This window comes from Roseixanthobacter pseudopolyaromaticivorans (assembly GCF_043195145.2).
In the GTDB taxonomy this organism is placed as follows: Bacteria; Pseudomonadota; Alphaproteobacteria; order Rhizobiales; family Xanthobacteraceae; genus NCEH01.
Genome location: NZ_CM195539.1, coordinates 495,618 through 518,576, shown reverse-complemented (window position 1 = coordinate 518,576; position 22,959 = coordinate 495,618). Strand labels below are relative to the sequence as shown.

At 63.2% G+C, this 22,959-nt stretch carries 22 protein-coding genes and 1 pseudogene; 8 read left to right on the top strand and 15 right to left on the bottom strand.

Annotated elements, in window-relative coordinates:
- Positions 1-132: 132 nt before the first annotated feature.
- From V5F68_RS02405 to V5F68_RS02365, 9 genes are all read right to left on the bottom strand, one after another.
- A complete protein-coding gene (locus tag V5F68_RS02405; RefSeq protein ID WP_394014805.1) occupies positions 133-441 on the bottom strand; it encodes a helix-turn-helix domain-containing protein in 309 nt (102 codons plus the stop codon).
- Entirely contained in the window at positions 434-826 is a 393-nt protein-coding gene (locus V5F68_RS02400) for a type II toxin-antitoxin system RelE/ParE family toxin (protein ID WP_394014639.1), read from the bottom strand. The genes V5F68_RS02405 and V5F68_RS02400 overlap by 8 nt, the downstream gene beginning before the upstream one ends.
- 179 nt (positions 827-1,005) lie before the next feature.
- Positions 1,006-2,208 carry a tyrosine-type recombinase/integrase gene (locus V5F68_RS02395; RefSeq protein ID WP_394014640.1) on the bottom strand — a complete coding sequence of 401 codons (1,203 nt, stop codon included), beginning with the start codon at positions 2,206-2,208 and terminating at the stop codon, positions 1,006-1,008.
- Positions 2,209-2,840: 632 nt separating this feature from the next.
- Positions 2,841-3,899 (bottom strand): phenylacetaldoxime dehydratase family protein, encoded by a 1,059-nt coding sequence (locus V5F68_RS02390; protein WP_394014641.1) that lies wholly within the window; start codon positions 3,897-3,899, stop codon positions 2,841-2,843.
- A 15-nt stretch (positions 3,900-3,914) separates the two neighbouring features.
- Positions 3,915-4,973, bottom strand: coding sequence for an ABC transporter substrate-binding protein (locus tag V5F68_RS02385; RefSeq protein WP_394014642.1), 1,059 nt, complete (start codon positions 4,971-4,973; stop codon positions 3,915-3,917).
- 66 nt (positions 4,974-5,039) lie between these two features.
- Complete coding sequence (locus tag V5F68_RS02380; RefSeq protein ID WP_394014643.1) at positions 5,040-5,864, bottom strand: ABC transporter ATP-binding protein; 825 nt, start codon at positions 5,862-5,864, stop codon at positions 5,040-5,042.
- Positions 5,861-6,703 carry an ABC transporter permease gene (locus V5F68_RS02375; RefSeq protein WP_394014644.1) on the bottom strand — a complete coding sequence of 281 codons (843 nt, stop codon included), beginning with the start codon at positions 6,701-6,703 and terminating at the stop codon, positions 5,861-5,863. Before V5F68_RS02375 ends, V5F68_RS02380 begins: the two co-directional genes overlap by 4 nt.
- Positions 6,700-7,491 (bottom strand): ABC transporter permease, encoded by a 792-nt coding sequence (locus V5F68_RS02370; RefSeq protein WP_394014645.1) that lies wholly within the window; start codon positions 7,489-7,491, stop codon positions 6,700-6,702. The genes V5F68_RS02375 and V5F68_RS02370 overlap by 4 nt, the downstream gene beginning before the upstream one ends.
- A 9-nt stretch (positions 7,492-7,500) precedes the next feature.
- Positions 7,501-8,559: a carbon-nitrogen hydrolase family protein gene (locus V5F68_RS02365; protein ID WP_394014646.1), complete on the bottom strand. Its 1,059-nt coding sequence runs from the start codon at positions 8,557-8,559 to the stop codon at positions 7,501-7,503.
- A 124-nt stretch (positions 8,560-8,683) separates the two neighbouring features.
- Here V5F68_RS02365 and V5F68_RS02360 point away from each other — a divergent pair, with 124 nt between their 5' ends.
- Positions 8,684-9,625, top strand: coding sequence for a LysR family transcriptional regulator (locus tag V5F68_RS02360; protein WP_394014647.1), 942 nt, complete (start codon positions 8,684-8,686; stop codon positions 9,623-9,625).
- 2 nt (positions 9,626-9,627) lie between these two features.
- Here the strand turns inward: V5F68_RS02360 and V5F68_RS02355 are convergent, their stop codons facing one another.
- Positions 9,628-9,921: a glutathione S-transferase family protein gene (locus V5F68_RS02355; RefSeq protein ID WP_394014648.1), complete on the bottom strand. Its 294-nt coding sequence runs from the start codon at positions 9,919-9,921 to the stop codon at positions 9,628-9,630.
- 19 nt (positions 9,922-9,940) lie between these two features.
- On the opposite strand from V5F68_RS02355, the gene V5F68_RS02350 reads away from it, so the two are divergent.
- Complete coding sequence (locus V5F68_RS02350; RefSeq protein WP_394014649.1) at positions 9,941-10,222, top strand: hypothetical protein; 282 nt, start codon at positions 9,941-9,943, stop codon at positions 10,220-10,222.
- Positions 10,223-10,243: 21 nt separating this feature from the next.
- Here V5F68_RS02350 and V5F68_RS02345 read toward each other — a convergent pair whose 3' ends face one another.
- Positions 10,244-11,785, bottom strand: a complete 1,542-nt coding sequence (locus V5F68_RS02345; protein WP_394014650.1) for a DUF1254 domain-containing protein — start codon at positions 11,783-11,785, stop codon at positions 10,244-10,246.
- A 338-nt stretch (positions 11,786-12,123) separates the two neighbouring features.
- Here V5F68_RS02345 and V5F68_RS02340 point away from each other — a divergent pair, with 338 nt between their 5' ends.
- Positions 12,124-12,306 (top strand): EthD domain-containing protein, encoded by a 183-nt coding sequence (locus V5F68_RS02340; RefSeq protein WP_394100481.1) that lies wholly within the window; start codon positions 12,124-12,126, stop codon positions 12,304-12,306.
- A gap of 75 nt (positions 12,307-12,381) precedes the next feature.
- On the opposite strand, the gene V5F68_RS02335 is transcribed toward V5F68_RS02340, so the two are convergent.
- Together V5F68_RS02335 and V5F68_RS02330 are read right to left on the bottom strand one after the other, a co-directional pair.
- Positions 12,382-12,693, bottom strand: a complete 312-nt coding sequence (locus V5F68_RS02335) for a hypothetical protein (RefSeq protein ID WP_394014651.1) — start codon at positions 12,691-12,693, stop codon at positions 12,382-12,384.
- A 280-nt stretch (positions 12,694-12,973) separates the two neighbouring features.
- A pseudogene (locus tag V5F68_RS02330) lies at positions 12,974-13,939 on the bottom strand (aldo/keto reductase); the annotation flags it as partial.
- Positions 13,940-14,031: 92 nt separating this feature from the next.
- On the opposite strand from V5F68_RS02330, the gene V5F68_RS02325 reads away from it, so the two are divergent.
- Positions 14,032-14,643 carry a TetR/AcrR family transcriptional regulator gene (locus tag V5F68_RS02325; protein WP_394014621.1) on the top strand — a complete coding sequence of 204 codons (612 nt, stop codon included), beginning with the start codon at positions 14,032-14,034 and terminating at the stop codon, positions 14,641-14,643.
- A 399-nt stretch (positions 14,644-15,042) separates the two neighbouring features.
- Positions 15,043-15,255, top strand: coding sequence for a helix-turn-helix domain-containing protein (locus tag V5F68_RS02320; protein WP_509274657.1), 213 nt, complete (start codon positions 15,043-15,045; stop codon positions 15,253-15,255).
- A 52-nt stretch (positions 15,256-15,307) separates the two neighbouring features.
- On the opposite strand, the gene V5F68_RS02315 is transcribed toward V5F68_RS02320, so the two are convergent.
- Both V5F68_RS02315 and V5F68_RS02310 read right to left on the bottom strand, forming a co-directional pair.
- Positions 15,308-16,522 carry an efflux RND transporter periplasmic adaptor subunit gene (locus V5F68_RS02315; RefSeq protein WP_394014653.1) on the bottom strand — a complete coding sequence of 405 codons (1,215 nt, stop codon included), beginning with the start codon at positions 16,520-16,522 and terminating at the stop codon, positions 15,308-15,310.
- 84 nt (positions 16,523-16,606) lie between these two features.
- Positions 16,607-19,786, bottom strand: coding sequence for an efflux RND transporter permease subunit (locus V5F68_RS02310; protein ID WP_394014654.1), 3,180 nt, complete (start codon positions 19,784-19,786; stop codon positions 16,607-16,609).
- 454 nt (positions 19,787-20,240) lie between these two features.
- On the opposite strand from V5F68_RS02310, the gene V5F68_RS02305 reads away from it, so the two are divergent.
- The 3 genes from V5F68_RS02305 to V5F68_RS02295 are packed head-to-tail and all read left to right on the top strand — an operon-like array spanning position 20,241 to position 22,933.
- Positions 20,241-21,128, top strand: coding sequence for a DUF6282 family protein (locus V5F68_RS02305; protein WP_394014655.1), 888 nt, complete (start codon positions 20,241-20,243; stop codon positions 21,126-21,128).
- A gap of 35 nt (positions 21,129-21,163) precedes the next feature.
- On the top strand, positions 21,164-22,081 hold the full coding sequence (locus V5F68_RS02300; protein ID WP_509274656.1) for an ABC transporter permease subunit: 918 nt from the start codon (positions 21,164-21,166) through the stop codon (positions 22,079-22,081).
- A gap of 3 nt (positions 22,082-22,084) precedes the next feature.
- On the top strand, positions 22,085-22,933 hold the full coding sequence (locus V5F68_RS02295; RefSeq protein ID WP_394014656.1) for an ABC transporter permease: 849 nt from the start codon (positions 22,085-22,087) through the stop codon (positions 22,931-22,933).
- The last annotated feature ends 26 nt before the right edge of the window (positions 22,934-22,959 follow it).

Below are 22,959 nucleotides of genomic sequence, written 5' to 3'. Positions count from 1 at the left end.
GCATTCTCCGCGTCCATGCGGAGAATGTGAGGGCCAAACTCCGCATCCCTTCACCGGGCTCAACAGGTCGGCGCCAATCGTTGCCGTCCGACGTCGTTAATACGCAAGGCACTGGCTTTCCGTGCGGGCAAGTCAGGCGATCGCGCGCAGGCCCTTCGCCCTCACGAGGTTTAGCAGCTTGAGCGACGGCCCGTCCGGGCGCTTCTCGCCGCGCTCCCATTTGCTGACGGCATCCTTCCGGACATTCAGGTACTGCGCAAAGACGGGCTGGGAGACCTGCTCGCGCTCGCGCAGCGCCCGGATTTCTTCGGGGGTCAGGGGCTCAACGGGGGTAAGGCACAGAGCATTGAACTCGCGCATGGTCGCCTTGTCCACGAGCCCAGCCTTGTGCAGGCCGGCTGCAGTCTTGTGGACCGACGCCAGAATCCCGCTCTCAGCCATTTTCTTTGTCGCCGCCATCACTCTCCACCTCGATCAACTCCCCTGCGGCCTGAGCCGCTTCGAGCTGCTCCTCCGAAAAACCGAGAAGCACATCCGCCAACCGCTTCAGGGCCTTCAGCTCGTTGGCCGATACGTTGGCCCTGTCGTTCTTGGCGAACCCGTAGGCGAAGAAGCTGTGGCTCCCGACCCGAAACAGGATGATCGTTCGAAACCCACCCGACTTGCCAGCGCCTTCCCGGGCGACGCGCTGCTTGAACACGCCGCCTCCCATATCGGCATCATACCTGCCAGCCGCCACATCCCGCGCGGCCTGGAGCAGCTTTGTGTCAGCCAGTCCCGCCTCTCGGGCAAACCGGGTGAACTCCTTCGTGAGGTAGACGCTCATCCCTAACAAGGCTCGCCGGACACAAACGAAATATAGCTCTCAGGACTACAATTATCAAGCAACTCGGACACGGCGTTCTCCTCCCTCCGAGGCGTGAGCTAGCCGCCTTTCCAGTCCTCGGGTCCAGCCCCGCGGCGGGAGGGCAGGCTTGCCTTTTGAGCCAGATTTGCTTCACCGTGTCACGATTCTGCCGGCGGCGCCCCCCTGATCCGTTCCCCGAAATTACTGCAACTGGCGTGCTCCACGCCGAGGAGACGCGCAGCCGTCGCCTTGCCGTCGAGGATGTCGACCATCTCGTCCGCGACGCGGTCGGCCGCAAGCCGCAGCGCCTCGTCGATATGGATGTAGCGCTGCGTCACACCGCGCGCCGCGTGGCCGAGCAGAGCCGCGATCGTCAGCTCGGAAAAGCCGAGGTCGCCAGCGACGCTGGCGAAGGTGTGGCGCAGGGTATGCGGGGTGACGTCCTCCAGTCGCGCCATTGCGCAGACGCGATCGAGCACGCGTACGATCCCGACGAAATGCCCTTCACCCCAGTCGGCCGGGAAGAAGAAGCGCGATCCGGCCTGTGGCTGAGCCAGCAACAAGTCGACGGCGGCGCGGCCGATCACCCGCGTCTGCGCGCCGCTCTTCGTGTCGGGAAATCTGATCGAGCCTTCCTCGTCACGAAGCCAGGTACGCTCCAAAGCGAGCCCTTCCATTCGGCGCAGACCCGTCACCAGGAAGAAGCGGATCGCCGCAAGGCCGGTCGGGTGCTCCCCCTCCTGCTCCGCGGCCCGGATCGCTTGGCCGAGCTTTTCGATCTCAGCGCGGCTCAGCCGGCGGTCGCGGGGCGTGCTGGCGAGGCGACGCACGCCCCGCGCCGGGTTACTCTCGATCTTTCCCAGCCGGACACCGTGCTCGAAGATCGCGTGCAGAGTCGACATGGTCCGCGCAGCGACGCCCTCGCCGCCAGTCGCGGCACCGCCGCGACTGGCGGTGCGGGGCTTGGACGTCTTGCCCGCCGCGATGTCGGTCTGTGCCCCCTCGATATCGCCGAGCTTGAGCGCGCTGACCGCGCGCTTCCCGAGGAGCGGCCGGACATGCACGTCGATTCGGCTGCGATCCATGGCAAGCGTTGACGCTTTGATGGGGCGGCGTCTCTTACCGAGGATCCGGCCGGCCTCCGCCTCGGCCAAATACCAGTCGCACACCTCAGCAACGGTGATGGCGTCACTGGCCGCCGCTTGCTTTTCCTCGAGAGGGTCGACGCCCCTGGCGATCCGGCCGAGGACGTTCTTCGCCTCGCGCCGCGCCTCCTCCAAGGTCATGACGCCGTAGCGGCCGATCATGATGCGACGGCTGCGGCCTTGGGCGTTGCGATATTGGACGACGAAGGTCTTCAAGCCCGAGGCGACGACCTTGACGCCGAAGCCCCGGAGCTCCTGATCCCACTCGATCGAATACTAACCTTTGACCCCAACCCTCGAAGGTTTCAGAGCATCGACCGTTTGTTTCGTGAGCTTTGCCATTATATATCAGTTCATTAGCTGAATTTAGCTTACTTTATCACGAGCCACCCGCCGAAGTAAGCAGAAAGTCAGCTTTTCAGGGCGCGTTCAGGCGCGCCATGGAGGAGGATTGGCGGCGGAAATGATTAAAATATTATTTAGTTGTAGTAGTTTATACAAACCTAGCGCAATTCCTCGCAGCGTGGCGCAAGCGCCTGGGGCACCTTGCCAAGGTTGGGGTCGAGGGTTCGAATCCCTTCGCCCGCTCCAGTTTCTCTTCAGAAAATTAGATGCTTAGCAAATGCCCTTCGGGGCGTTTTCTGCTTCCGTTTCGCTTGGATGGAGGCAAGGAAGAATCGGGGCCCAAGGCGCGGGATATATGCCGTGGTCCCACGGGCTGCCCGGACCTCTCCCGAGATCGCCATTCGACATTCAAAAGCATGCCGCCTCTCGGTTGGCCCATGAGGCGACGCCAACGCTCACGCGCCGCGTCGACGAACATCTCGACGAACTGGAGACAGCCGCGGCTAAGTCGGATCCTCCAGCACGCGGGCGGAAAAATACGGGAGCAGGCCGGTCGAGTGAGCGCAGTTGACGTATTCGAAATCGGGTGCGTCCTGGTCCAGCACATAGATCTCGTTGTAGGTGCGCAGCTCCAGCGCCTCCTGGTATTTGCGCCGCTCAGCAAGCGCCCGGTGATAGATGGCGAGGTGAGTCGGGTGGTGTTTCGCCCAGGCCTCCAGATGCCCGAGCGAGAGAAAGTGGCCGAGGGAGTAGGCCTCCTGGAGCTCAATGCCCTCTCTGTCCGCCAGCATCACCTGCCGCAATCCGAAGCAGCCCGCCTCCACAGGATTGCGGCGCAGATAGTCCATGCCCGCATCGAGCTTGGGCCTGACATTGCGCTCGTAGCTCTCCCGCTGCTCCGCGCCGCAGGCGGCCCATGAGACCCCCGAGCGGATTACCGTGAGACCCGCGGGCGGATGGATGGCAAGGCGTCTGCCACGCGTCTCCGGCGGTGTCTCCAGCGGCGCAAGCCGCGGCGTCTCGCCCTCCAGGCGGTCCCAGGCCGAGGCGGGGATGCGGTCTCGCGCGGCACCCCAATAACCGGTCTCCCCCATCTGCTCCAGGCGCGAGAAGGGGCAAGCGGATAAACCGCGGCGATACTCGGCGAAGGCGATGGTCTCCGCTCGCTCGGGCACGATGCTTACCGGCTCCCACCACTGGCCGAAATCCTCGGCGAGAGCCCGCACGCCCGCTCGCCAGGAGGCGATCTCGGGCGTCGCTCCCCAGCGCGCGCAGGCGGCGCGGTCGGGCCAATAAAGCGCCGCCATATGGTTCGGCCGCCCCTCAAGATCGGTGAAGGTGGCGCGATCGAAATAGGCCGGGCCGTCGGGAGCATTGGACGCCGAAGCGAGGAAGTCCGAGAGCGCGCGCGCTGCGCGATCCCCCTCGGCCGCAGCCATGCCCACGAACAGCACCGCGAGGCGATCCGGTGCATGGTCGAAGCGCGAGGAGTAGCGCGGGATCGGCGGGGCATGCCCCGCCGGCCGGCTCATGGGGTAGAGGCGCGTAGACCGCTCGCTCATAGTTGCTCGGACCGTTCAGCTCTTGTCCATGGCGAAAGCGCTCAGCTTCGGGTCGTCCGCGATCATCTTCAGAAATTTGTCGGTGATGTAGTCCTTGGCGTCTGGGGTCTTGGCCAGCGTGCCGGTGGACTTCAGATACTCGGCAAGGTCTGTGTGCCAGACATCCATCACTGAGGGCCCTTTCGAGCGGTCAAACAGCTTGAGCTGCTCGTCGAGGGTGTAGATGGGCCGCTTGTCGTAGTCGACTTCGACAAAATGATCCGACAGCGTCGTGCCGCCTTCCGGATAGAAGACCTTCATGTAGGCCATGGTCTCGGCGCGGTGCTTCTTCTGCCAGGCAATGGAGCGCAGATAGACGGCCAGCACCTTGGCGACCGTCTCCGGATGCTCGGCAGCATAGTCGGCGCGCACCACAACTGCGGCGGTCACCGCTGCGCCACCCTCGCGGCCGGTGCAGATGGGCTTGGCATCCGCCTTCTCCAACAGCGTGTAGCTGAACGGCGGCCAGGCGGCCGCAATGGCGCCGTTGCCGGAGGCGTAAGCGGCGATGGTCTGCGCCGGGCCGAGATTGACCACCCGCACGTCGTTGGGGCCGAGGCCCATCTTCTTGAGGCAGGCCACCGCCGCGTAATGGCCGGTGGAGTTCGTGGTGAGCAGGATCTCCTTGCCCTTCAGGATCGAGGGATCCTTCATGATAGCGTCCGCGTCCTTGGTGCGGGCGGCAACCCAGGCGGTGTCGGACTGGTCGTCCGCCAGCGCGATGGTCACGAGGTTGAAGCGCACCGCGCCGAGCACGGCCGGCGGCGAGCCGGTGCCGCCGATGTCCCATGACTTGGAGGGCGCCGCCGCGATCTGCTGCGGACCGGCAGGAAAGGTGGAGAAGCTCGGTTCCAGGCCCACTTCCTTCCACCAGTTCTTCTCGGTGGCAATGTAGAAGGGCAGCGACCAATAGAGTGCCGGCTGGTAGGAGATCTTCACCTCCTCGGCGAACGCGGGGGCAGTGAGCGCCGGCGCGGCGAACGCCAGACCGGCTGCGAAAAGCGTGCGTGCGAAGACCGCGCGGCGACTGACCATGATCTCAACTCCTGTTCCCGATGTTCTGGAAGGTCTTGTTTTTTATAATTGTTTCGTCGTCGCGCCTCAGGACACCATGGACAGGCGGCGCGTCGCCGCCTCCTCCTGATGGGTGCCGGCCGAGCGCAAGAGGCGCCACAGGCGGGTGCGGATGCGGGTAAAGGATTCCAGCTCCATCACCTCCTCCACCGGGCGCTCCGCCCAGCGCTCGGACTTGCGCAAGGAGCCGACATCGACGATCTCGCGGATGGAGCCGGGACGACCCGCCATCACCACCACCCGGTCAGCGAGGTAGGTCGCCTCCTCCACCGAATGGGTGATGAACAGCACGGTGCGGCGCTGGCCCGCGGTGAGGCGGATAAGCTCCTCCTGCATCTCGATGCGGGTCTGGGCGTCGAGGGCGCCGAACGGCTCGTCCATGAGCAGCACCTCTGGCTCCAGGATGAAAGAGCGGGCGATGGCAACCCGCTGCTGCATGCCGCCGGAGAGCTGATGCGGATAGCTGTCGCCATGGCCTTCCAGCCGCATGGTGGCGAGATAGCGCTCCACCAACGGGCGCGCCTCCGCCGCGCTCATACCCCGGCACTTCAGCCCAAAGCCGATATTCTGGCGCACCGTCTTCCACGGCAGCAGGGCGAACTGCTGGAACACGACCGCACGGTCTGGTCCCGGCCCAGCCACCGTCCTCCCGCCCACAGTGACACTGCCGCTGGTCGGATGGTCGAGGCCGGCCGCAAGGCGCAGCAGCGTGGTCTTGCCACATCCCGAGGGACCCACGATGGCAACGAACTCGCCGTCCGGCACGTGCAGGGTGACAGGCTCCAGCGCCTGGTAAGCGCCCCCCTTGCGCTCGAAGGACCGGGTGACGTCGGTGAATGCGATGCCGCTCATGCGCCCGCCCTCCAGTTGCGCCCGATATGGGCGTCGATCTGCCGTAGACCGAGGTCGATGACGAGGCCGATGAAGCCGATTGTCGCCATGCCGGCCATGACGATGGGCGTGTCCACCGAGCCCTGCCCTTGCACGATCAGGTAGCCCACCCCCGAGGAGGCGACGATCAGCTCGGCGCCGATCAGCGACTGCCAGCCTAACGCCGCCGCCACACGGATACCCGCCATGATGGAGGGCAGCGCCGAGGGCAGCAGCACGTCGACGATCAACCGCCAGTTGCCCGCGCCCATGGTCCGGCAGGCCTCGATGAGGCGCGCGTCGGTCATGCGCGCGCCGCGGAACGTGTTGATGACACAGGCCGCGAAGGCGCCGGAGAAGACGATCAGGATCGGCCCGCCGACGCCGGTACCGAACCACAGGGCCGCGAACGGCACCCAGGCGAGCGGGGCGATGAAACGGAACGTTTCGAAAAACGGCGTGATGGCGAAGCGGAACGGCGCGAACCAACCCATCAGAAGGCCCACCGGCACGCCCAGCGCCACGGCGAGGGCGAAGCCGGAGAAGAACCGCCCGAGGCTCGCCAGAAGATGCTGCTGGAGCGTTGCTCCGGCGAACGGCACGCCCATATTCCTGACCAGCGCTTGCGCCACGTCCCAGGGCGAGGGTAGCAGCATCTTGGGCAGGAGGCCCGACCCGGCGAGGCCAAACCACAGGCCGAGCGCGACAGTGATGCTGGCGGCGGACAGAAGCGTGAGGCGGATGCCCGCGCCCATTGCCCGGCGCGGCGGCTGCCTGCGCGCGGAGCGCGCTTCGGACTTGGCGAGGACTTCCATGGTCATGGCGTCACCTTCAGCCAGGGCATCACGCGTTGCTCAACAACGCCAAGGAGCCAGGTCATGGTCGCGCCGCAGGCCGCCACCGCCGCCATGGCCACCACGATCATGCCCGGGAAGATGTCCTGCGCTGCGGTCATCAACACCCGGCCGAGACCGAAGAAGGCGCCGATCAGCTCCGCTGCCACCAGCGCCATCCAGGAGGCCTGGAGCGACACGCGCAAACCCGAGAAAATGAGCGGCGCGGCGCCCGGAAGGATCACGTCCAGCAACAGATGGCGCGGGCCGGCGCCATGCACCCGGGCGGCGGCGATGATGGTGGGATCGACGTTACGCACGCCGGTGAAGGTATTGATGAGCGTCGGCACGAAGGCGGTGAACCAGATGACGAAGATCTTCGCCCCATCGCCGAGCCCGAACCAGATGATGGCCAGCGGGATCCAGGCGAGCGGCGGGATCGGCCGGATGAAGGCAACGATGGGCCCGAACACAGCCTCCGCGCTGCGGCTCATGCCCATGGCAAGACCCACGGGCAGCGCAGTGCCGGCGGCCACCGCAAAGCCCATGAACGCGAGCATCACCGAATGCAGGGTGTGCTCGACGAGCGTGCCGCCCGCATAGCCGGTGGTGGCGAGCTGCACGGCGGCATCCCATACGTCGCCCGGCTGCGGGATACGCATGGGGTCGAACGTGCTTGCCGATACCCACCAGGCGGCAAGAAATGCGAGCACCGCCGCGCCGCCGATGGCGGGTGCGCTGAGCCACATACGGCGGAGGGGAGTCGAGGCAGCCATGGCTTCCCCTTATTCCGCCGCCGCGCCGAAGGGCGCCGGCTGATCCATGTCCCCGTCGAAGCTGGACGGCTCGTCGCTCACGCTCTCCAGCAGGCGGGGGCGCTCGCGGCGCACGCGCAGGGAGAACAGCTCGTGCCGGTTGTAATACCCGGCCATGTCGTGGTGCTGCTTCAGCTCGACCAACATGGAAAGGTCAATCTCGGCCAGCACCAGCCCCTCCCCCTCGGGCGGCCGGTCTGCGAGAAGCTCGCCGGTGGGGCCGACGATCATGGAAGAGGCGCGCGGGCACGCCCGCATCATCTGCTCCACCTCCTCGTCGCCCTCGCTGGTGGCGGCGATGGTGGCCTCGTCGAGTACCCCCGCGGCAACCACGCAATAGACCTTGGCCTCGAAGGCATGGGCAGCGGTGCGGAAGCGGATGGCGTCCTTCAGGTTGTAGGGCGCGCCGGCCAATGGATTGCGGAACGGCCAGATGGCTGGATAGCAGGAGCAGTGGATCTCCTCGCCCTCGCTCATGAGCACATAGCGGGCGAGCGGGTTGTTGTTCTCGCCGCAGATGAGCCCGCCGATGCGAGCGAGCGAGGTCTGCACCACCCGCAGGCCCGCGGCGTCCCCCCGGTTCCAGGACAATTGCTCGTAGAAAGTGGGAACCAGCTTCCTGTGCAGGTTCACCACCTCGCCGGTGTCGGATATCAGCGCCTGCGAATTCCACATGCAGCCGGGGCTGGTGGGCGAGACCTCGCAGAAGCCAAGGCTAACGAAGATGCGGTGACGTGCCGCAGCGGCAGCGATCTCCCCAATGGAGCCGCGATCGGAAAGCAGAGCGTTCTCCGCGAAGCGGCGGAAGAAGCGGTGGGCGTCGATGGGCCTATAGAGGCCGGCCCAGATGGGGAAGCCGGGAATGAAGGATTCTGGGAACACGACCAGCCGTGCGCCGGCCCGCGCGGCCTCGGCGATGACCTCCACCGCCTTTGCCACCCCAGCGCGCAGATCGAAAGGCGGCGCTGCCACGTGCGCTGCAGCAACCACCGCTTTGCGACTGCCGGAGGACCCCGAAATGCCTTCCATACTATAGCTTCCTTCGAATAGCGCGGGGTGCGCCGCGCGCCGCGCTCTGGACCACTTGCAAGCATCGTATCGCGGGAGCAGCATTCGAAAAGACATAAGAAATAGAATAAGAGGTTCGGAATAAATGAACTGCTTTACGCTGCGTGCCCTGCGCACATTCGTGACGGTGGCCGAGTGCGGCACCATCTCAGCCGCGGCGGAGCGGCTGGGCCGCAGCCAGGGCTCGGTGTCGACCACCGTCAGCGAGTTCGAGGCACATGTCGGGCTGCAATTGTTCGTGCGGAAGCCGGCGAAGGGGCTCGCGCTCACACCTTCGGGCGAGCTGGTGGCATTGGAAGCGCGCGGGCTGCTCGCCCATGCAGACGAATTCGAGAGCATTGCCGGGGCGCTCGGTAACGCAGTGGAGGGCGAACTCACGGTCGGCTGCTTCACCAACCTCGCCCCGGTGGTGTTCGCCAACATCATGGGCTCGTTCTCGGCGCGCTATCCGAGCATCCGCATCCATATCGAGATCGGCGATCAGGAGGAGATCCTCCAAGGCCTCAAGAGCGGACGCATCGAGACCGCGCTCACCTTCGACCTCGGCCTCTCGGACCAGTTCCAAGCGGTGCCTATGGCATCGCTGCCGGCCTTCGCGGTGCTGCCGGAGAACCATCCTCTCGCCGGCCGGCAGAGCGTGCGGCTCGGTGAACTTGCCCCCGAGCCCATGATCCTCATGGATCTGCCGCACACCCGCGAGTATTTCCTTTCGCTGTTTTACGCCCACGGACTCGAGCCCAACATCCGCTTCCGCTCCTCCTCCTTCGAGGCGGTGCGGACCCTGGTCGGCAACGGGCTCGGCTACTCGATCCTGAACCTCAAGCCTGCACTTTCGACCACCTACGACGGCACGCGCATCGTCAACGTGCCGTTGGAGGATGGGGTTCGCCCACTCAAGGTGGTGCTGGTGACGCTAAAGCGCATCGCCAAGCGCCGCCTGACCATGACGTTCCAAGATTTCGTGCGCGGCTTCCTGGTGAACTGGAGCAAGGGCCAAACCGCTGCGCCCGGGGAGGGACCGAGCTGAGATCAGGGCACCGCCCCTTGTGCTGATCGCCTGCGATGCACGTCGGACCGGATGATCGGATACCAAAGCAGCGCCTTCGGCGGAGCGGGCTGGCGCAAGCTCGTATGGGGCTTAGAAGCCGAGGCGACCCGCCCATTCGGGCTCTTGAAGGCCTGCAACTCCGCCCCGAGGCCGGGCGTCGCATGTTGGAAATAATCGCCGACCGCATCGAGAAGCTCGGCTTCCGCCCGTTTCTGCACCATTGTTGACTGGATTATGCAGGTGCTGGCGCGGGCAAAGCCGGCCGAACCGGACATGGATTGACGGGAACGCGCAATGGCAATCTTCGCCTCTATCGAGGGAGCTCAGCTCGTTGCGGGCGGCTGCCAGGGCATCGGCATCTACGATCGGACAGTGAAAATTTATCGCACGACGGGCAATTTCCCTAAGGGGTCCTATTTTCGCGGAGCCATGAGCGCCGCCGCAAATACCGTTCGTGTTGGGCTCGGCACATCGCGCGCGGACCTGTCGGCGCAAGACCCCGCGCAAGCAGTCTTTCGTTTCGAGATCTTAGAGAAGCAAGACCGGAAGCCTGAACGGCGACCGACCTTGCTTTAGATGGATGTCGATAGAGAAGACCTAATCCACCCGGACAATGTCGCCGGGCTTCCAGCTCTTATCGAACCAGGGCTCCAGCGGGCCATAGAGGCGCAGCAGCGTGCTCCATCCCTTGCCCGGCATGGTCTGCACCCAGTTGTTCTCCTGGCCTGCCGGCGCCTTGGGGCTGAACCACACGGTAACGGAGCCATCCGCATTCGCCTTAAGGCCCGCGTGATTGCTGTCGACGCCGGCCGTGCGCTGGTCGGTCTCGAGCAGGGAGCGCGTCTGGCTATCGTAGACCACGAAGGACCAGAAATCCTTGGCGGGCACGGGGCCGGGCAACGTCACCTTGTATGTCTTCCCACCGTCGAGATACTTCCCGTCGGAATCGCGCAGCGCGACGGCATAGGCCGAGCCGGATCCGACCTTGGCCATCGACATGGCCGGTGTGATGCCGGTCGCGTAGTAGAAGAACATGGTCTGCGCGTCGAGCAGCCGCTCCGCGCCGTCGAGGAACTGGTAGCTGCCGCCGATGAACGGCGTGAACCACTGCCGGTCGGGATAGAATTTCGCCCGAGGGTCGCGGCTGTCGAACAGGATCGTTCGCGCCGTCGCGTTCCCAACCGCCACCGCGTCGGTGAGGATTGCCTTCATCCGGGCGTCCGGGGCGAAGGGCCGGCCCTTGCTGATGCCGATCGAGGCGAAGAGGCCGACTTTGTCCGGATCGAGGAAGTCGGCCGGCTCGGTCTGGATGACCTGGTTCAACTCGTCGTAGAAATGATCGTCATTGGCGCTGATCGTGTTGAACTTCAGGCCCGAGACGTCGACAAAATGGGTCTTTGGCTCGCCGCTTCCAGGCGGTCGCGGCGCATAGACCTTGGTCCCGCCCTTGGCACGCGCGACGGAACCGGCGAGATCGCCGTCCTGGACGAACACGCGGAAGAAAATCAGCAGAGTGTTCGTGCGCGGCTTCTGCACGAAATAGCCCTCGGACGGCACATCCCCCGCGAAGCCCGGCGGCACGAAAAGGTATTTCCCGCCGCGCCCCGCATCCGGCCCGGTGAGGCCAATATCCGTGACCCAGCGGAAATAGGCGTCATCGACAGGGCCCAGAACGCCGGGGGGAACCTCCAGCACCATCGGGCCTTCGCGCAGGTCCAGGCAGGCAACCGCATAAACAGTCGTGGTGTTGGGCGTCAGGAACAGCGAGCGGGCATCCATCAGTTGCTCGGTGATGGCGACGCCCCCGTTCGCCTTGGCGCCGACACCCCCGATGCCGTTACAGATCGCGCGCACGGAGGTCGCTGGCATCCCTTGCAAGAACGCCTCGACGCCCCGCGAAAAGTCGAGATTGTCGTAGACGAGCTTCGCCGTCGCCTCGTCTGGTGCGCCGTTGTGGAAGCGCAGCGTGCCAAGCCGGGTCGTGACGGCGTCTGGCGTCGTGATCTTGGACGGTACGTCCGCCGAATATCTCGGCGCTGCGGTCTCGGCCCAGACGGGGCGGACGCACAAGCCCAGAAGCGTTGAGACCGCTAGAGCGAACAGAGTCGCGCTGCGGCCAGGCCGAGCATTCGTAACCATTAAAAGGCTCCTGATCCTATTTCCCCAAGGCGAGACTGTTTTCGTGCCCCCGCGCACATCATCCCGCCTTCCGACGGCATTATTCTGAGCTTGCGAAAATATGAAAGCCACCGACCGCGTTGTCCCTTGCCATTTCATGACAAAATTCACCGGATTTCGCGGCATATCGCGAGGCCTGAATGGAGGTATCAACTTGCAACACCAGACGCCATACAGAAAAATAAATCACAGATAAAATATAAATTATTATTATTTTAGATATTACAGATAAAACTATTAAACTCGTTCTATATTGTTATATTTTGAAAGTATTTTCAAATATAAGTGAATGAAATATTTTGATAAAGCACATCCGTTTGATAAACGGGCATCCGAACCAGACGTTCGATGAATTCCGGGGCTATTGGATCAATGCGCACTCGGAACTGGTAAAAGGTGTGCTGCTGGGCCTACACAAATATGTTGCCAATTTTCCTGCCCGTTTGGGCGAGCCCAGCCCCCGGGGAGCGGCGGATATCTGACGTGTGACGCAATCGTCGAACTCCACTTCGATTCCCTCGAAGCGCTCCAGTCCGCGATGCGGTCCGAAGGATGGCTCAGCGAGCGGCGTCGGGCGAGCAGCGCCAGGCTGATGGTTCTCGAAAAAAAGCCTGCTCCTCATTGCCGATAAGGTGGTGGTCGAGCTCGACGCATGATCCGTTCCGCCACGAGCCGTTGGAGGCGGCTGGATTACCACAGCTTGAGGACGGGCTTAAAATCGTGGCGCTGGCGCTCGGGCTTTTTGGCATCGCCGAGTTCTTGAAGAGCGTCAACGCCGGCGGGAGGCGCTCGATGCCGACAATCATCTTCAGATCGGCGACCCGATCAAGCTCGCCGCCGCCATCGGCACGCTGGTCGCGGCCGAGCACCCGCCCGTCTGGTTCGGCGCGGGCTCGGACGCCTACGCGGTGTTCACCGCCAAGGCCGATGCGCTGTGCAAGAATGTGGAGGACTGGAAAGCGCTCATGGTCTCGACGGACTTCACCAGCTCCAGCTGAGATCGGAACGGCGGGCTGCAGGACCGGGTGCCGGTCCCAATGCCCGCCGCGTCCGAGGGAGGCCTCAGGATCACGCGGTCTTGAAGCCGGGGATCTGCGCCATGATGCGCTGAAGCTCGCGATCGTCCGAGATACCCTGGAAGTCGTATCGTGGGGTGTAAGGGGCTTCGAGAAGGCGAACCTCCTCATCGCTGAGCGTGATCGATAGCGAGGCGACCGCATCGTCGATCTGGCTCGCTGCGCTGGCGCCGACGATGGGGGCGCAGACGACCGGATTCGTCCTCAACCAGGCCAAGGCAACTTGTGCACGCGAAACGCCACGTCCCTCGGCCACATTGCCGACGGCCTCGACGATCGCTTTGTCGCTTTCGGCGGTTGCAGCCGTGTAGAGCATGTCCGCGAACGGATCACTGCCCGCACGTGCGGTCGCTTTCGCATCGCCCCACGCACGCGCCAGCCGACCGCGGGCGAGCGGGCTCCAGACCATGGTGCCGACGCCCTCGTCCTGGCAGAGCGGCAGCATCTCGCGCTCTTCCTCGCGGGCGATCAGATTGTAGTGGTTCTGCAGCGTGACGAAGCGCGCCCAGCCATTGGCTTTCTGCATGTGCAGGGCCTTGGAAAATTCCCAGGCACGCATGGACGAGGCGCCGATATAGCGGGCCTTCCCGGCCTTGACGACATCGTGCAGCGCTTCAAGCGTCTCCTCCAGCGGCGTGGCGGGGTCGTTGCGATGGGTCATGTAGACATCGACGTAATCGGTGCCGAGCCGGCGCAGGCTGTGGTCGATTTCGGCCATGATGGCCTTGCGGGACAAGCCCTTGCCGTTCGGCCCCGGCCGCATGGGATGGCGCACCTTGGTGACGATCACGACGTCGTCGCGGTTGGCAAAATCCTTCAGCGCGCGACCCAGGATTTCCTCGCTGGAGCCTTGAGAATAGAGATTGGCGGTATCGAAGAAATTGATGCCCTGCTCGATCGCGTGCCGGATCAGCGGCCGGCTGTCTTCCTCCCCCAGCGACCAGACCGGGTGGCCGCGTTTGGGATCGCCATAGGTCATTGCTCCAATGGCGATGGGCGAGATGTCCAGCCCCGTGTTTCCGAGCTTGATATAGTTCATGGTGGTCCCTATCGTTCGCGTATCGGAGAACTCTCCACTTTGATCGGATGGGCTTAACGGAGAATTCTCCGCTTATCAAGAGCCCATTGCCGATGCCATTCGAGGACGAGGTCGTGTCAGAAGGTCCCCCGACGGCGAAGCGCGCCGATGCGTTGAAAAACCGTGAGCATATTCTCGAGGTCGCCCACGACGCGTTCGCGGAGTCCGGGCTGATGTCGCTGAACGAGATCGCCAAGCGTGCAGGCGTCGGCGCCGGCACGCTCTATCGCCATTTTCCGACGCGGGAGGCGCTGATCCTCGCGGTCTACCAGCATGACATCGAGCGGCTGGTGGACTCCGTCCCGAGGCTGCTCGCGGCGCATCCGCCGCTAGAGGCCTTCCGCACGTGGTTCCTCACGCTCGCAGACTATATCCGCGTGAAGCACGGCCTGGGGGAGGCCCTGCACAGTCCGGCGGCACAGGATGCCATCCGCGGCACCTATGCGCCCGTCACGGCGGCGGTGGACGCGCTGCTGCGGGCCTGCGTTGCGCAGGGCAGCCTGCGCCCCGGCCTGCAGCCGTCCGACGTGCTCCTGCTCATGGGCTTTCTCTGGCGCATTCCACCCGGTGCGGAGGGCCAAACGCAGGCCCAGCGGATGATGGATCTGGTCCTTGCGGGTCTCGCAGGGGCAGCCAGCCTGCCAAAGAAGGGCGCCGATCGATAGGAATAGGCAATTATTCCAGCGGATTGGGCTAGCCGACGCAAGGCGCCGCTCCTATTTTCCGGGAAACTCAGCCTAATTCTCTATCAGTCCTGACGAGCACCATCGGGGCCCGTCTTCGTCAGGCGGTGCAGGTGGGGACGCGCACGAACAGGGTCGCGGCAGTGATCAAGCAGATGCGCCGGATGGGTGCCATGGCCCGCCGCGTGCTGATGGAGGCGGCAGCCAGGGAATGGGCGGTGCCGATCGAGGAAATCCGCACCGCCGACGGTGTGCTGCTGCACTCGCCTTCCGGGAGGGTGGCACGCTACGGAGCCCTTGCGGCTTTGGCTAGCACATTGGCCGCACGGGACCGGCATAGGGGTTTCGACGCTGCACCGCCATTTTCACGAGCTCACGGGCATGAGCCAGATCCAGTATCAAAAGCATTTCCGGCTACATGAAGCACGGCGACATTTGCTCGATGACGACGCCGATGTCGGCACCACAGCTTTCGGCGTCGGTAATGACAGCGCCACGCAGTTCATTCGCAAATACCGGCGCCTATTCGGCAAGCCGTCGTTGCGGGACGTCAAGGCGCTGCGCGCCGGAGGCGGGAACCCGTCCTTGGCCTAGGCTCGACCAGACCCGCGGTCCATCTTGAGGCCCGCGGGCGAGCCGGGCACGATCAATTCGGCTGGGTCTTCTTGTCCGCCTCGACAAGCGCGGGCCGCGGGTCCTGTTTGTCGGCGACACGCACCTTGTCGCCCGTGGTCAAGGTTTCCAGCGGCCCGTCCACCAGCCGGTCTGATGCCGTAACCCCGGAAAGCACTTCCACATCGCTGCCGATATCGTGCCCGATCTGCACGCGTTTCAGAGTGATCGTGTCATTCCCGTCCACAGTGGCCACCTGAATGCCCTTCTCGCCGAAAATCAGAGCGGTCGTCGGAATCCGCAGCACACTGTCGCTCGGATTCAGGTGGAAATGGACTTCGGCATAGGTGCCGGGCCAGAGCTTGCCGTCGGGATTGTCCGCCTGCAATTGTACCAATGCGGTGCGTGATTCCTGCGTGATGGCATTGGCCGTGCTCACCAAGGTCGCATCGAAATGCTGGCCGGGATACTGGATCAATTCGAGGGTCGCCTTCGATCCTGGCTTCAGGTCCGCAATGAAGGCCTGCGGCACGCGCACATAAACGCGCACCTTGCGCAGGTCTGAGATCTGGAACAGTGCGGTGCCGGTGTTGCCACCCGCATTGACCAATGCACCGACATCCAGCGTGCGCGCCGTCACGATACCGTCGAATGGCGCAACCAGAGACTTGAACGTCACCAGCGCTTCCACGCGGGCAAGATTGGCGCGGGCGGAATCGAGCGTCGCCTGCTTGGCGCGCGCATCGCCGGTTTTCTCGTCGTCGCTCTGCTGCGAAACCACCTGCTTGCCGACAAGCGTGTGGTAGCGCTTGGCAGTGGCATCGGCGAGCACCCAATTGGCTTCCGAAGTGGCGACGTCGAACTTGGCTTGGGCGTATTGCTGGTCGAGTTCCGGCGTGTCGATTTCCGCCAACACGTCGCCCTTCTTCACGTGAGCGCCGATGTCCTGGTAGAAATTCTTCACGTAACCGCTGGCGCGGGCGTAGATCGGCGCAGCTGCGAACGCCTGGATATCGCCCGGCAGCACCAGTTCTTCAGCACCCTTACCGCGCTGGGGCGTCACCACGGCGACGGACGGCAGGGATTGCTCCTTGGTCCAGCCCGCCAATTCCTCCTCCGTTTTCGCACGGCTGCGAACGCCACCGATCGCGACCGCGCCAGCAACGACCAGAATGCCAAGACCAATGAGCAGGAGCAGCCGCGGCTTCGGCTCGCGAATATCTTCCGGTTTGAAATCATCAGAGGACATTGGCAACTCCGTCGAATCTAAGAAACAGGTGCCCGACAACGGGGCGGACAGACAGGCGCGGGCAACGCCGCCGGGCGCGGCGCGTCATGGCAGTGCCCCTTCGGTCAGCGTGGGATGCGCGACTTCCTTGCGGACGTGGTCGCGCGCGTGAACAAGGCTGAACAAGGCGGGGACAAAGAACAGGGTGGCAAATGTCGCGAAGATGAGGCCACCGATTACGGCACGGCCAAGAGGTGCGTTCTGGCCCGGCTCGATGGCCATCGGCGCCATGCCGATGATCATTGCGAGGGCGGTCATGAGCACCGGGCGAAACCGCGTCGCTCCCGCCGCAAGCGCGGCCTTAAAGGCATCGGCGCCCGTCGCCAGTTGTTCCCGGGCGAAGCTGATGACGAGGATCGAGTTGGCTGTGGCGACGCCCATGCACATGATCGCGCCGGTCAACGCGGGAACCGAGAGCGTGGTGCCAGTGGCAAACAACATCCACACGATGCCCGCGAGTGCGGTCGGCAACGCCAGCACGATGATGAACGGGTCCAGCCAGGACTGGAAGTTCACGACGATCAGCAGATAGATCAGCACGATGGCGAACGCGATGCCGATGAACAATTGCTGGTAGGCGGAGAGCATGGTGGCGACCTGCCCGCGCAGTACCATCTGCGAGCCACGGGGAAGCTGCGGCGACATCTCCGTCATGATCTTGCGGATGTCCGAGGCCACCGCTCCGAGATCGCGGATTGTCGGTGTACCGTAGATGTCGACCACGGGCTGGATATTGTAATGGCTCACGACGGCATGGCTCGCCGTGGGCTCGAACGAGGCCAAACCGCCCAGCAATTGGGTATTGCCGTTGGACGACAGGGGCAGGTTGCGCAGCCCCTCCAGGCGGTCCATCGCATATTGCGGCGTCTGGATGGAGACCGGATAGGAGACCTGGTTGTCGGGATTGAGCCAGTAGATCGGATTGGTCTGGCTGCTGCCGGCCAGAGTCTGCAACATGCTCGTGGCCGCGCTCTGTTCGGTGAGCCCGACAAGCCCGGCAAGCGTCCGGTTGAAACCGACATTCAACGTGGGTTGAAGGAACGCCTGCTGCACGCGCACGTCAGCCAGTCCGGTCACCGTCCGCAGACGGCTTGCCAAGGCGTTGGCAAAGGCCCGGTTGGCGTCGATATTCGGGCCGACGATCTGAAGATCGATCGGTGCCGGCGATCCGAAATTGAGGATCTGCGAAACGATGTCCGCCGGCAGGAAGGAGAACACGGTGCCTGGGAATTTGCGCGGCAGGGTCTCGCGCAAGGTGCGCACGTAATCGGCCGTGGGGCCATGATCCTCGTTCATGCTGATGAGGATGTCCGCGTCCTCCACGCCTATGGTGCCGGAATTTCCATAGGCCACGTTGATGCCGCTGATCGGCAGGCCGATGTTGGCCACCACGCTGCGCAGTTCATTGGGGGGGATGACCTCGCGGATTGCCCCTTCGATGCGGTTGGTCAGCAAGGTCGTGCTTTCCAGCCGCAAGCCGGTCTGCCCGCGCACGTGCAGTTTGATCTCACCGGAATCAATGTCCGGAAAGAAGTTCGACCCCAGAAAGAATGTCAGACCGAACGAGGCGAAGGTAACACACAGAAACCCCGAGATCAGCCAGACCCGCTTGCGCAAGCCCAAGTGCAGCAGCCCCACATAGCGGCTGCGCACCGCCTCGAAGCCGCGTTCGAAGCCGGCCTGAAAGCGTGAGAACACGCCGCCCTTGCCACCAGAATTCCCGCCCTCCGCGCCATGGTGGGTTTGATGGCGCAGCAGGAAATTGGCCATGGTCGGCACCAGCGTGCGCGACAGGATGTAGGACGCGATCATCGCGAACACGACCGCCTCCGCAAGCGGCCGGAACAGATAGCCAGCCACTCCGCCGAGACCGAACATCGGCACGAAGGCAATGCAGATGCAGAGGAGAGACACCGTCGCCGGCACGACGATCTGCTGCGCACCGTCGAGAATGGCCGTCTCCACCGGCTTGCCCTGCTCGAGATGCCAATTGATGTTCTCGATGGTCACGGTGGCGTCGTCCACCAGGATGCCCACGGCAAGCGCCAAACCGCCCAGCGTCATCACATTGATGGTCTCGCCGAGCAACGAAAGGACGGTAATGGACGTGAGGATGGCGAGCGGGATCGACACCGTAATGATGAGCGTGGAGCGCCAGCTTCCAAGGAAGATCAGGATCATCAAGCCGGTCAGAGCGGCCGCGATGATGCCTTCCCGGATCACGCCCGATACGGCTTCCTGCACGAACAGCGATTGGTCGCCCACCAGGCGAAGATCGAGACCCGGCGGCAGGGTGTCCTGGATGGTCGGCAGGCGGGCCTTGATGCCGGCAATGATGTCCAGAGTGGAGGCCGATCCGGTCTTGAGGATCGACATAAGCACGCCCTTCTGGCCGTCCAGCTCGACGACATTCATTTGCGGCGGGCTTGCATCATGCACGTTCGCCACATCACGCATGTAGACGATCGTGCCGTTCACCGCCTTGATCGGCAGATCCTTGAACTCATTGAGACGCTTCGGTGCGTCATTCAGGCTGATGGTGTATTCGAATTTACCGATCTTTTGCGTCCCGACGGGCGTGATGAGGTTCTGCACCGTCAGGGCGGAGACCACATCCTGAGCCGAGAGGCCGTAAGAGCGCAGCGCCCGCTGATCCAGGTCGATCTGCATCTGCCGCGATTTGCCGCCATAAGGGTAAGGAATGGCGGCGCCAGGAACGGTCACGAGCGGCGGACGGATAACATTGAGCGCAGTATCGGCAAGCTTCTGCTCAGACAGGGTCTTGCTGGACAGCGCCACTTGAAGGATGGGCACGCTGGATGCGCTGAAGTTAAGAATGATCGGCGGCGTGATGCCCGCCGGCATCTGCTTGAGCACGGTTTGCGAGATGGCCGTGACCTGAGCATTCGCCGTGTTGATGTTCACGTTTGGCTGGAAGAAGATCTTGACGATGCCGTAACCTGCCAGCGACTGGGACTCGATATGCTCGATATCGTTTACCGTGGTCGTCAGCGAGCGTTCGTAAACCGAGATTATGCGTCCCGCCATTTCGTCGGGCGGCAGACCGCTGTAGCTCCACACGGCAGCGATCACCGGGATGCGGATGTCCGGGAAAATGTCTGTCGGCGTACGCAGGGCCGACATGACACCGAAGATCAAGATCAGCAGCGCCATCACCACGAAGGTGTAAGGGCGCGCGAGCGCCAGCCGGACAATTCCCACCATTGACGATTAGTCTCCGCCCATCCTGGCACGGATCAAGCGAATAAATCGCCGCCCCGCCGCCGGCCCCCGCAGGCGATGTGCATATTATCTATCCTCGGGACGATACCGAATAACATCTCGGTCATCTCGGCGGAATGGCCTTGTTCATCCCCAGTTCATATTTCCCCGTGACTTCAGGCTCCCACCCTTAGTAAAGCCACCCGCAACACCTTTCCTAACGTAAGCAACTTGCCGGAACGCACGTGCGGTGCGCGACGCCTGCCGAGCGGGCCTCGTGAGCCAGCACGACCCCTCCCGCTAGTTTTTAGGCGACGCGGCTTAAAACCGATCATGCACACCGATGGTGCATGGCGCAATTATGGGCACCCATCACATTGACAGGGTTAGATTGATTGCCGACAATCGACAATAATTCCAATCACGGCGATACGCCTTCCCCCCGAGGACCCTTCGGATGCTGAGCGTTAAAGGATTTTACGACCTTCACCTTCACTCGGCTCCGGCGCCTTTCGTGCGCCTTGGGGACAGCGCCGAGGTCGCTCTTTGGTGTGCCGAGGCCGGCATGGCCGGCATCGTCATCAAGAGCCATTTCGAAAGTACTGTCTCGAAGGTTCATCACGCGCGCACGGCGGTGAGGGACGCTTATCCCGATTTCAAGGTGTTCTCCGCCATCGCGCTCAATCGCGGCGTAGGAGGCGTCAATCCCGGCGCTGTGGAACTTGCCCTTCAGCAGGGCGCCAAGATCGTCTGGCTGCCCACCCTCGACGCCGTCAATCATGTGGCTGCGTTCGGCGCCGCTGGGACCTACGGCTTCGCCGGCATGACGCTGACGTCCAAACGCGCGGCCAAGCCGCAGCTCTACACTGTGGTGGACGCGAACGGGAAGCTGACGGCCGAGACCAAGGAGGTCATCGAGCTGGTGATCGCCTATGACGCGGTCCTGGCGACCGGCCACATCTCAAAAAGCGAGATCCTGGAAACCGTCGACTATGCGCTCGCCGCAGGCGCGAAGCGGGTTGTCATTACCCATCCGGAACTCGCCGCACCGAAGCTCGATCTGCCAACCATGGTGGATCTCGCGAAGGCTGGCTGCTTCATGGAATTCTGCGCCGTCGACCTGTTCCCGATGTTCCACTGCATTTCGCTGAACGGCCTCATTGAAGCGATCGAGGCGGTCACGCCCGAGCGCACCATCCTTTCCAGCGATGGCGGCCAGCCCTTCCATCCAAAGCCGCACGAATGCCTGCGCGTCATCGCCCACGGCATGCTGGAAAAGGGCGTTCCGATGGAAACAATTCAGAAGATCTGCATCGAAAATCACAAATACCTTCTGGGACTCTGACCTCTTCTTCCCGTCAACCGTGAGGATGTTCCCGCATGAGCAACGCACGGAATGTCCCGCAGACGGCACAAGCGGCGGTGCGGCGAAAGATGGCCGGGGGCGCCTCGCCCTGGCGGGGGGTGCTTTTGGCGACCCCCGCCCTGCTGTGGCTCTGCGTGTTCGCGGTGGCGCCGCTCGCGATCCTGGCCTTGATGTCGTTCTGGACCTCGACCATCTTTGGTCTGTCCACCGACTTTACCTTGGATAATTATCGTACACTCGTCGCTGATCCGGTCTATCTTCTAGTGTTGCTGCAGACGTTGCGCATCGCGCTGATGGTTACGCTGATCTCGCTGGTGCTGTCTTATCCGGTGGCGTTCTTCATCGCCAAGGCGCGAGGTGGACGGCGCACGGCGCTCCTCCTGCTCCTGTTCGTGCCGTTCTGGTCGAGCTATGTGGTGCGGACCTTCGTTTGGCTGCCGATGCTCGGCCGAAGCGGATTGGTAAACAACGTCCTGGTCCACCTTGGCTTGATCAGCGAGCCGCTGGACTGGCTGCTCTATAATGAAGGCGCGACGCAGATCGGCTTGATCTACGTTTACACGCTGTTCATGACCCTGCCGATCTACCTTTCGCTGGATCGGATCGACCCACAATTGATCGAGGCGGCATCCGATCTCGGCGCCGGCCCCGTGCGCAGCTTTCTTCGGGTCGTGCTGCCGCTGAGCATGCCGGGCGTGATTTCGGGTTGCGTCATGGTCTTCCTGCTGACCTGCGGCGCGTATGTCACTCCTCAGCTGCTCGGCGGCACGTCCGGCGTGATGATCGGCAATATCATTGCGGTTCAATATACCAACACAAACAATTGGGCACTCGGCGCCACGCTCTCGATCGCGCTCATCTGCGTCGTCCTCCTCATTCTCGTCCTGTTCGGCCGTCGCGTACGGCTGAACGATGTATTCCTGAAAGGGTGAGGCATGACTCTGGTTTGGACAGAAGCCCGCCCGATCAAAAAAACAAAGACGGCAAGCAGATTGCGATCCTATCTGCTGACGGCTTACGTCACGTTTTTTTTCTGCTTTCTCTACCTACCAATTTTGCTGCTCATTGCACTATCGGTGAACGATTCTCAAGTCATGACCGCCACGTTCCATGGTTTTACGTGGCGCTGGTATGAAACCGTCGTGGCCACCGAAGGTCTGGTGCGCTCAATCTTCAGCTCTTTGGTGCTCGGACTGGTCAGTTCCAGCATCGCGACCGGACTGGCAGTGCTGATGGCGCTTGGTTTCCGGCATGATTTCCCGCTGAAGCCGCTGATGATGAAGATCATCCTGCTGCCCATCCTCATTCCGGGCGTGGTGTCCGGTGTCGTTTTTCTCATGTTCTTTGGCTACGGCGGCATTCCCCAGGGACTTTGGACCACGGTGCTTCCCGCCCACGTCACCTGGGTCCTTCCGTTCGCCTTTCTCACCGTATTCCCGCGCATCAACGGGCTCGATCGGAGCCTGGAGGAAGCGGCGATGGATCTGGGCGCGACGCGGCCCATGGTGTTCCGGCGGGTGATCCTGCCGCAGATTCAGCCGGCGATCGTGGCGACCATCCTGTTCGGCTTCACCCTCTCGTTCGATGAATTCATCCGGACGTTCTTCATCTCCGGCCGCGACCGCACCGTGCCGGTCTATCTCTGGGAATTGCTGTCCGATCAGATGGCACCCTTCCTCCCGGCGGTCGGGGTCGTGGTCACAGCCATTTCGGTCTTCGCTTCGCTGCTCGGCTTCGTGGTCAGCGCCTGGGCCGGACGCAAGGGTGCCAACGCTTCTCACTAAAAACCAACCTAACCAGGGGATCTCCA

What these genes read in the sequence shown, in the direction of transcription:
- V5F68_RS02385 (WP_394014642.1), bottom strand. Translation starts at nt 4,973, where the DNA reads ATGGTCAGTCGCCGCGCGGTCTTCGCACGCACGCTTTTCGCAGCCGGT.
- V5F68_RS02310 (WP_394014654.1), bottom strand. Translation starts at nt 19,786, where the DNA reads ATGGTGGGAATTGTCCGGCTGGCGCTCGCGCGCCCTTACACCTTCGTG.
- V5F68_RS02325 (WP_394014621.1), top strand. Translation starts at nt 14,032, where the DNA reads ATGCCATTCGAGGACGAGGTCGTGTCAGAAGGTCCCCCGACGGCGAAG.
- V5F68_RS02380 (WP_394014643.1), bottom strand. Translation starts at nt 5,864, where the DNA reads ATGAGCGGCATCGCATTCACCGACGTCACCCGGTCCTTCGAGCGCAAG.
- V5F68_RS02360 (WP_394014647.1), top strand. Translation starts at nt 8,684, where the DNA reads ATGAACTGCTTTACGCTGCGTGCCCTGCGCACATTCGTGACGGTGGCC.
- V5F68_RS02365 (WP_394014646.1), bottom strand. Translation starts at nt 8,559, where the DNA reads ATGGAAGGCATTTCGGGGTCCTCCGGCAGTCGCAAAGCGGTGGTTGCT.
- V5F68_RS02355 (WP_394014648.1), bottom strand. Translation starts at nt 9,921, where the DNA reads ATGTCCGGTTCGGCCGGCTTTGCCCGCGCCAGCACCTGCATAATCCAG.
- V5F68_RS02375 (WP_394014644.1), bottom strand. Translation starts at nt 6,703, where the DNA reads ATGACCATGGAAGTCCTCGCCAAGTCCGAAGCGCGCTCCGCGCGCAGG.
- V5F68_RS02295 (WP_394014656.1), top strand. Translation starts at nt 22,085, where the DNA reads ATGACTCTGGTTTGGACAGAAGCCCGCCCGATCAAAAAAACAAAGACG.
- V5F68_RS02400 (WP_394014639.1), bottom strand. Translation starts at nt 826, where the DNA reads ATGAGCGTCTACCTCACGAAGGAGTTCACCCGGTTTGCCCGAGAGGCG.
- V5F68_RS02305 (WP_394014655.1), top strand. Translation starts at nt 20,241, where the DNA reads ATGCTGAGCGTTAAAGGATTTTACGACCTTCACCTTCACTCGGCTCCG.
- V5F68_RS02345 (WP_394014650.1), bottom strand. Translation starts at nt 11,785, where the DNA reads ATGGTTACGAATGCTCGGCCTGGCCGCAGCGCGACTCTGTTCGCTCTA.
- V5F68_RS02370 (WP_394014645.1), bottom strand. Translation starts at nt 7,491, where the DNA reads ATGGCTGCCTCGACTCCCCTCCGCCGTATGTGGCTCAGCGCACCCGCC.
- V5F68_RS02320 (WP_509274657.1), top strand. Translation starts at nt 15,043, where the DNA reads ATGAGCCAGATCCAGTATCAAAAGCATTTCCGGCTACATGAAGCACGG.
- V5F68_RS02350 (WP_394014649.1), top strand. Translation starts at nt 9,941, where the DNA reads ATGGCAATCTTCGCCTCTATCGAGGGAGCTCAGCTCGTTGCGGGCGGC.
- V5F68_RS02315 (WP_394014653.1), bottom strand. Translation starts at nt 16,522, where the DNA reads ATGTCCTCTGATGATTTCAAACCGGAAGATATTCGCGAGCCGAAGCCG.
- V5F68_RS02405 (WP_394014805.1), bottom strand. Translation starts at nt 441, where the DNA reads ATGGCTGAGAGCGGGATTCTGGCGTCGGTCCACAAGACTGCAGCCGGC.
- V5F68_RS02390 (WP_394014641.1), bottom strand. Translation starts at nt 3,899, where the DNA reads ATGAGCGAGCGGTCTACGCGCCTCTACCCCATGAGCCGGCCGGCGGGG.
- V5F68_RS02300 (WP_509274656.1), top strand. Translation starts at nt 21,164, where the DNA reads ATGAGCAACGCACGGAATGTCCCGCAGACGGCACAAGCGGCGGTGCGG.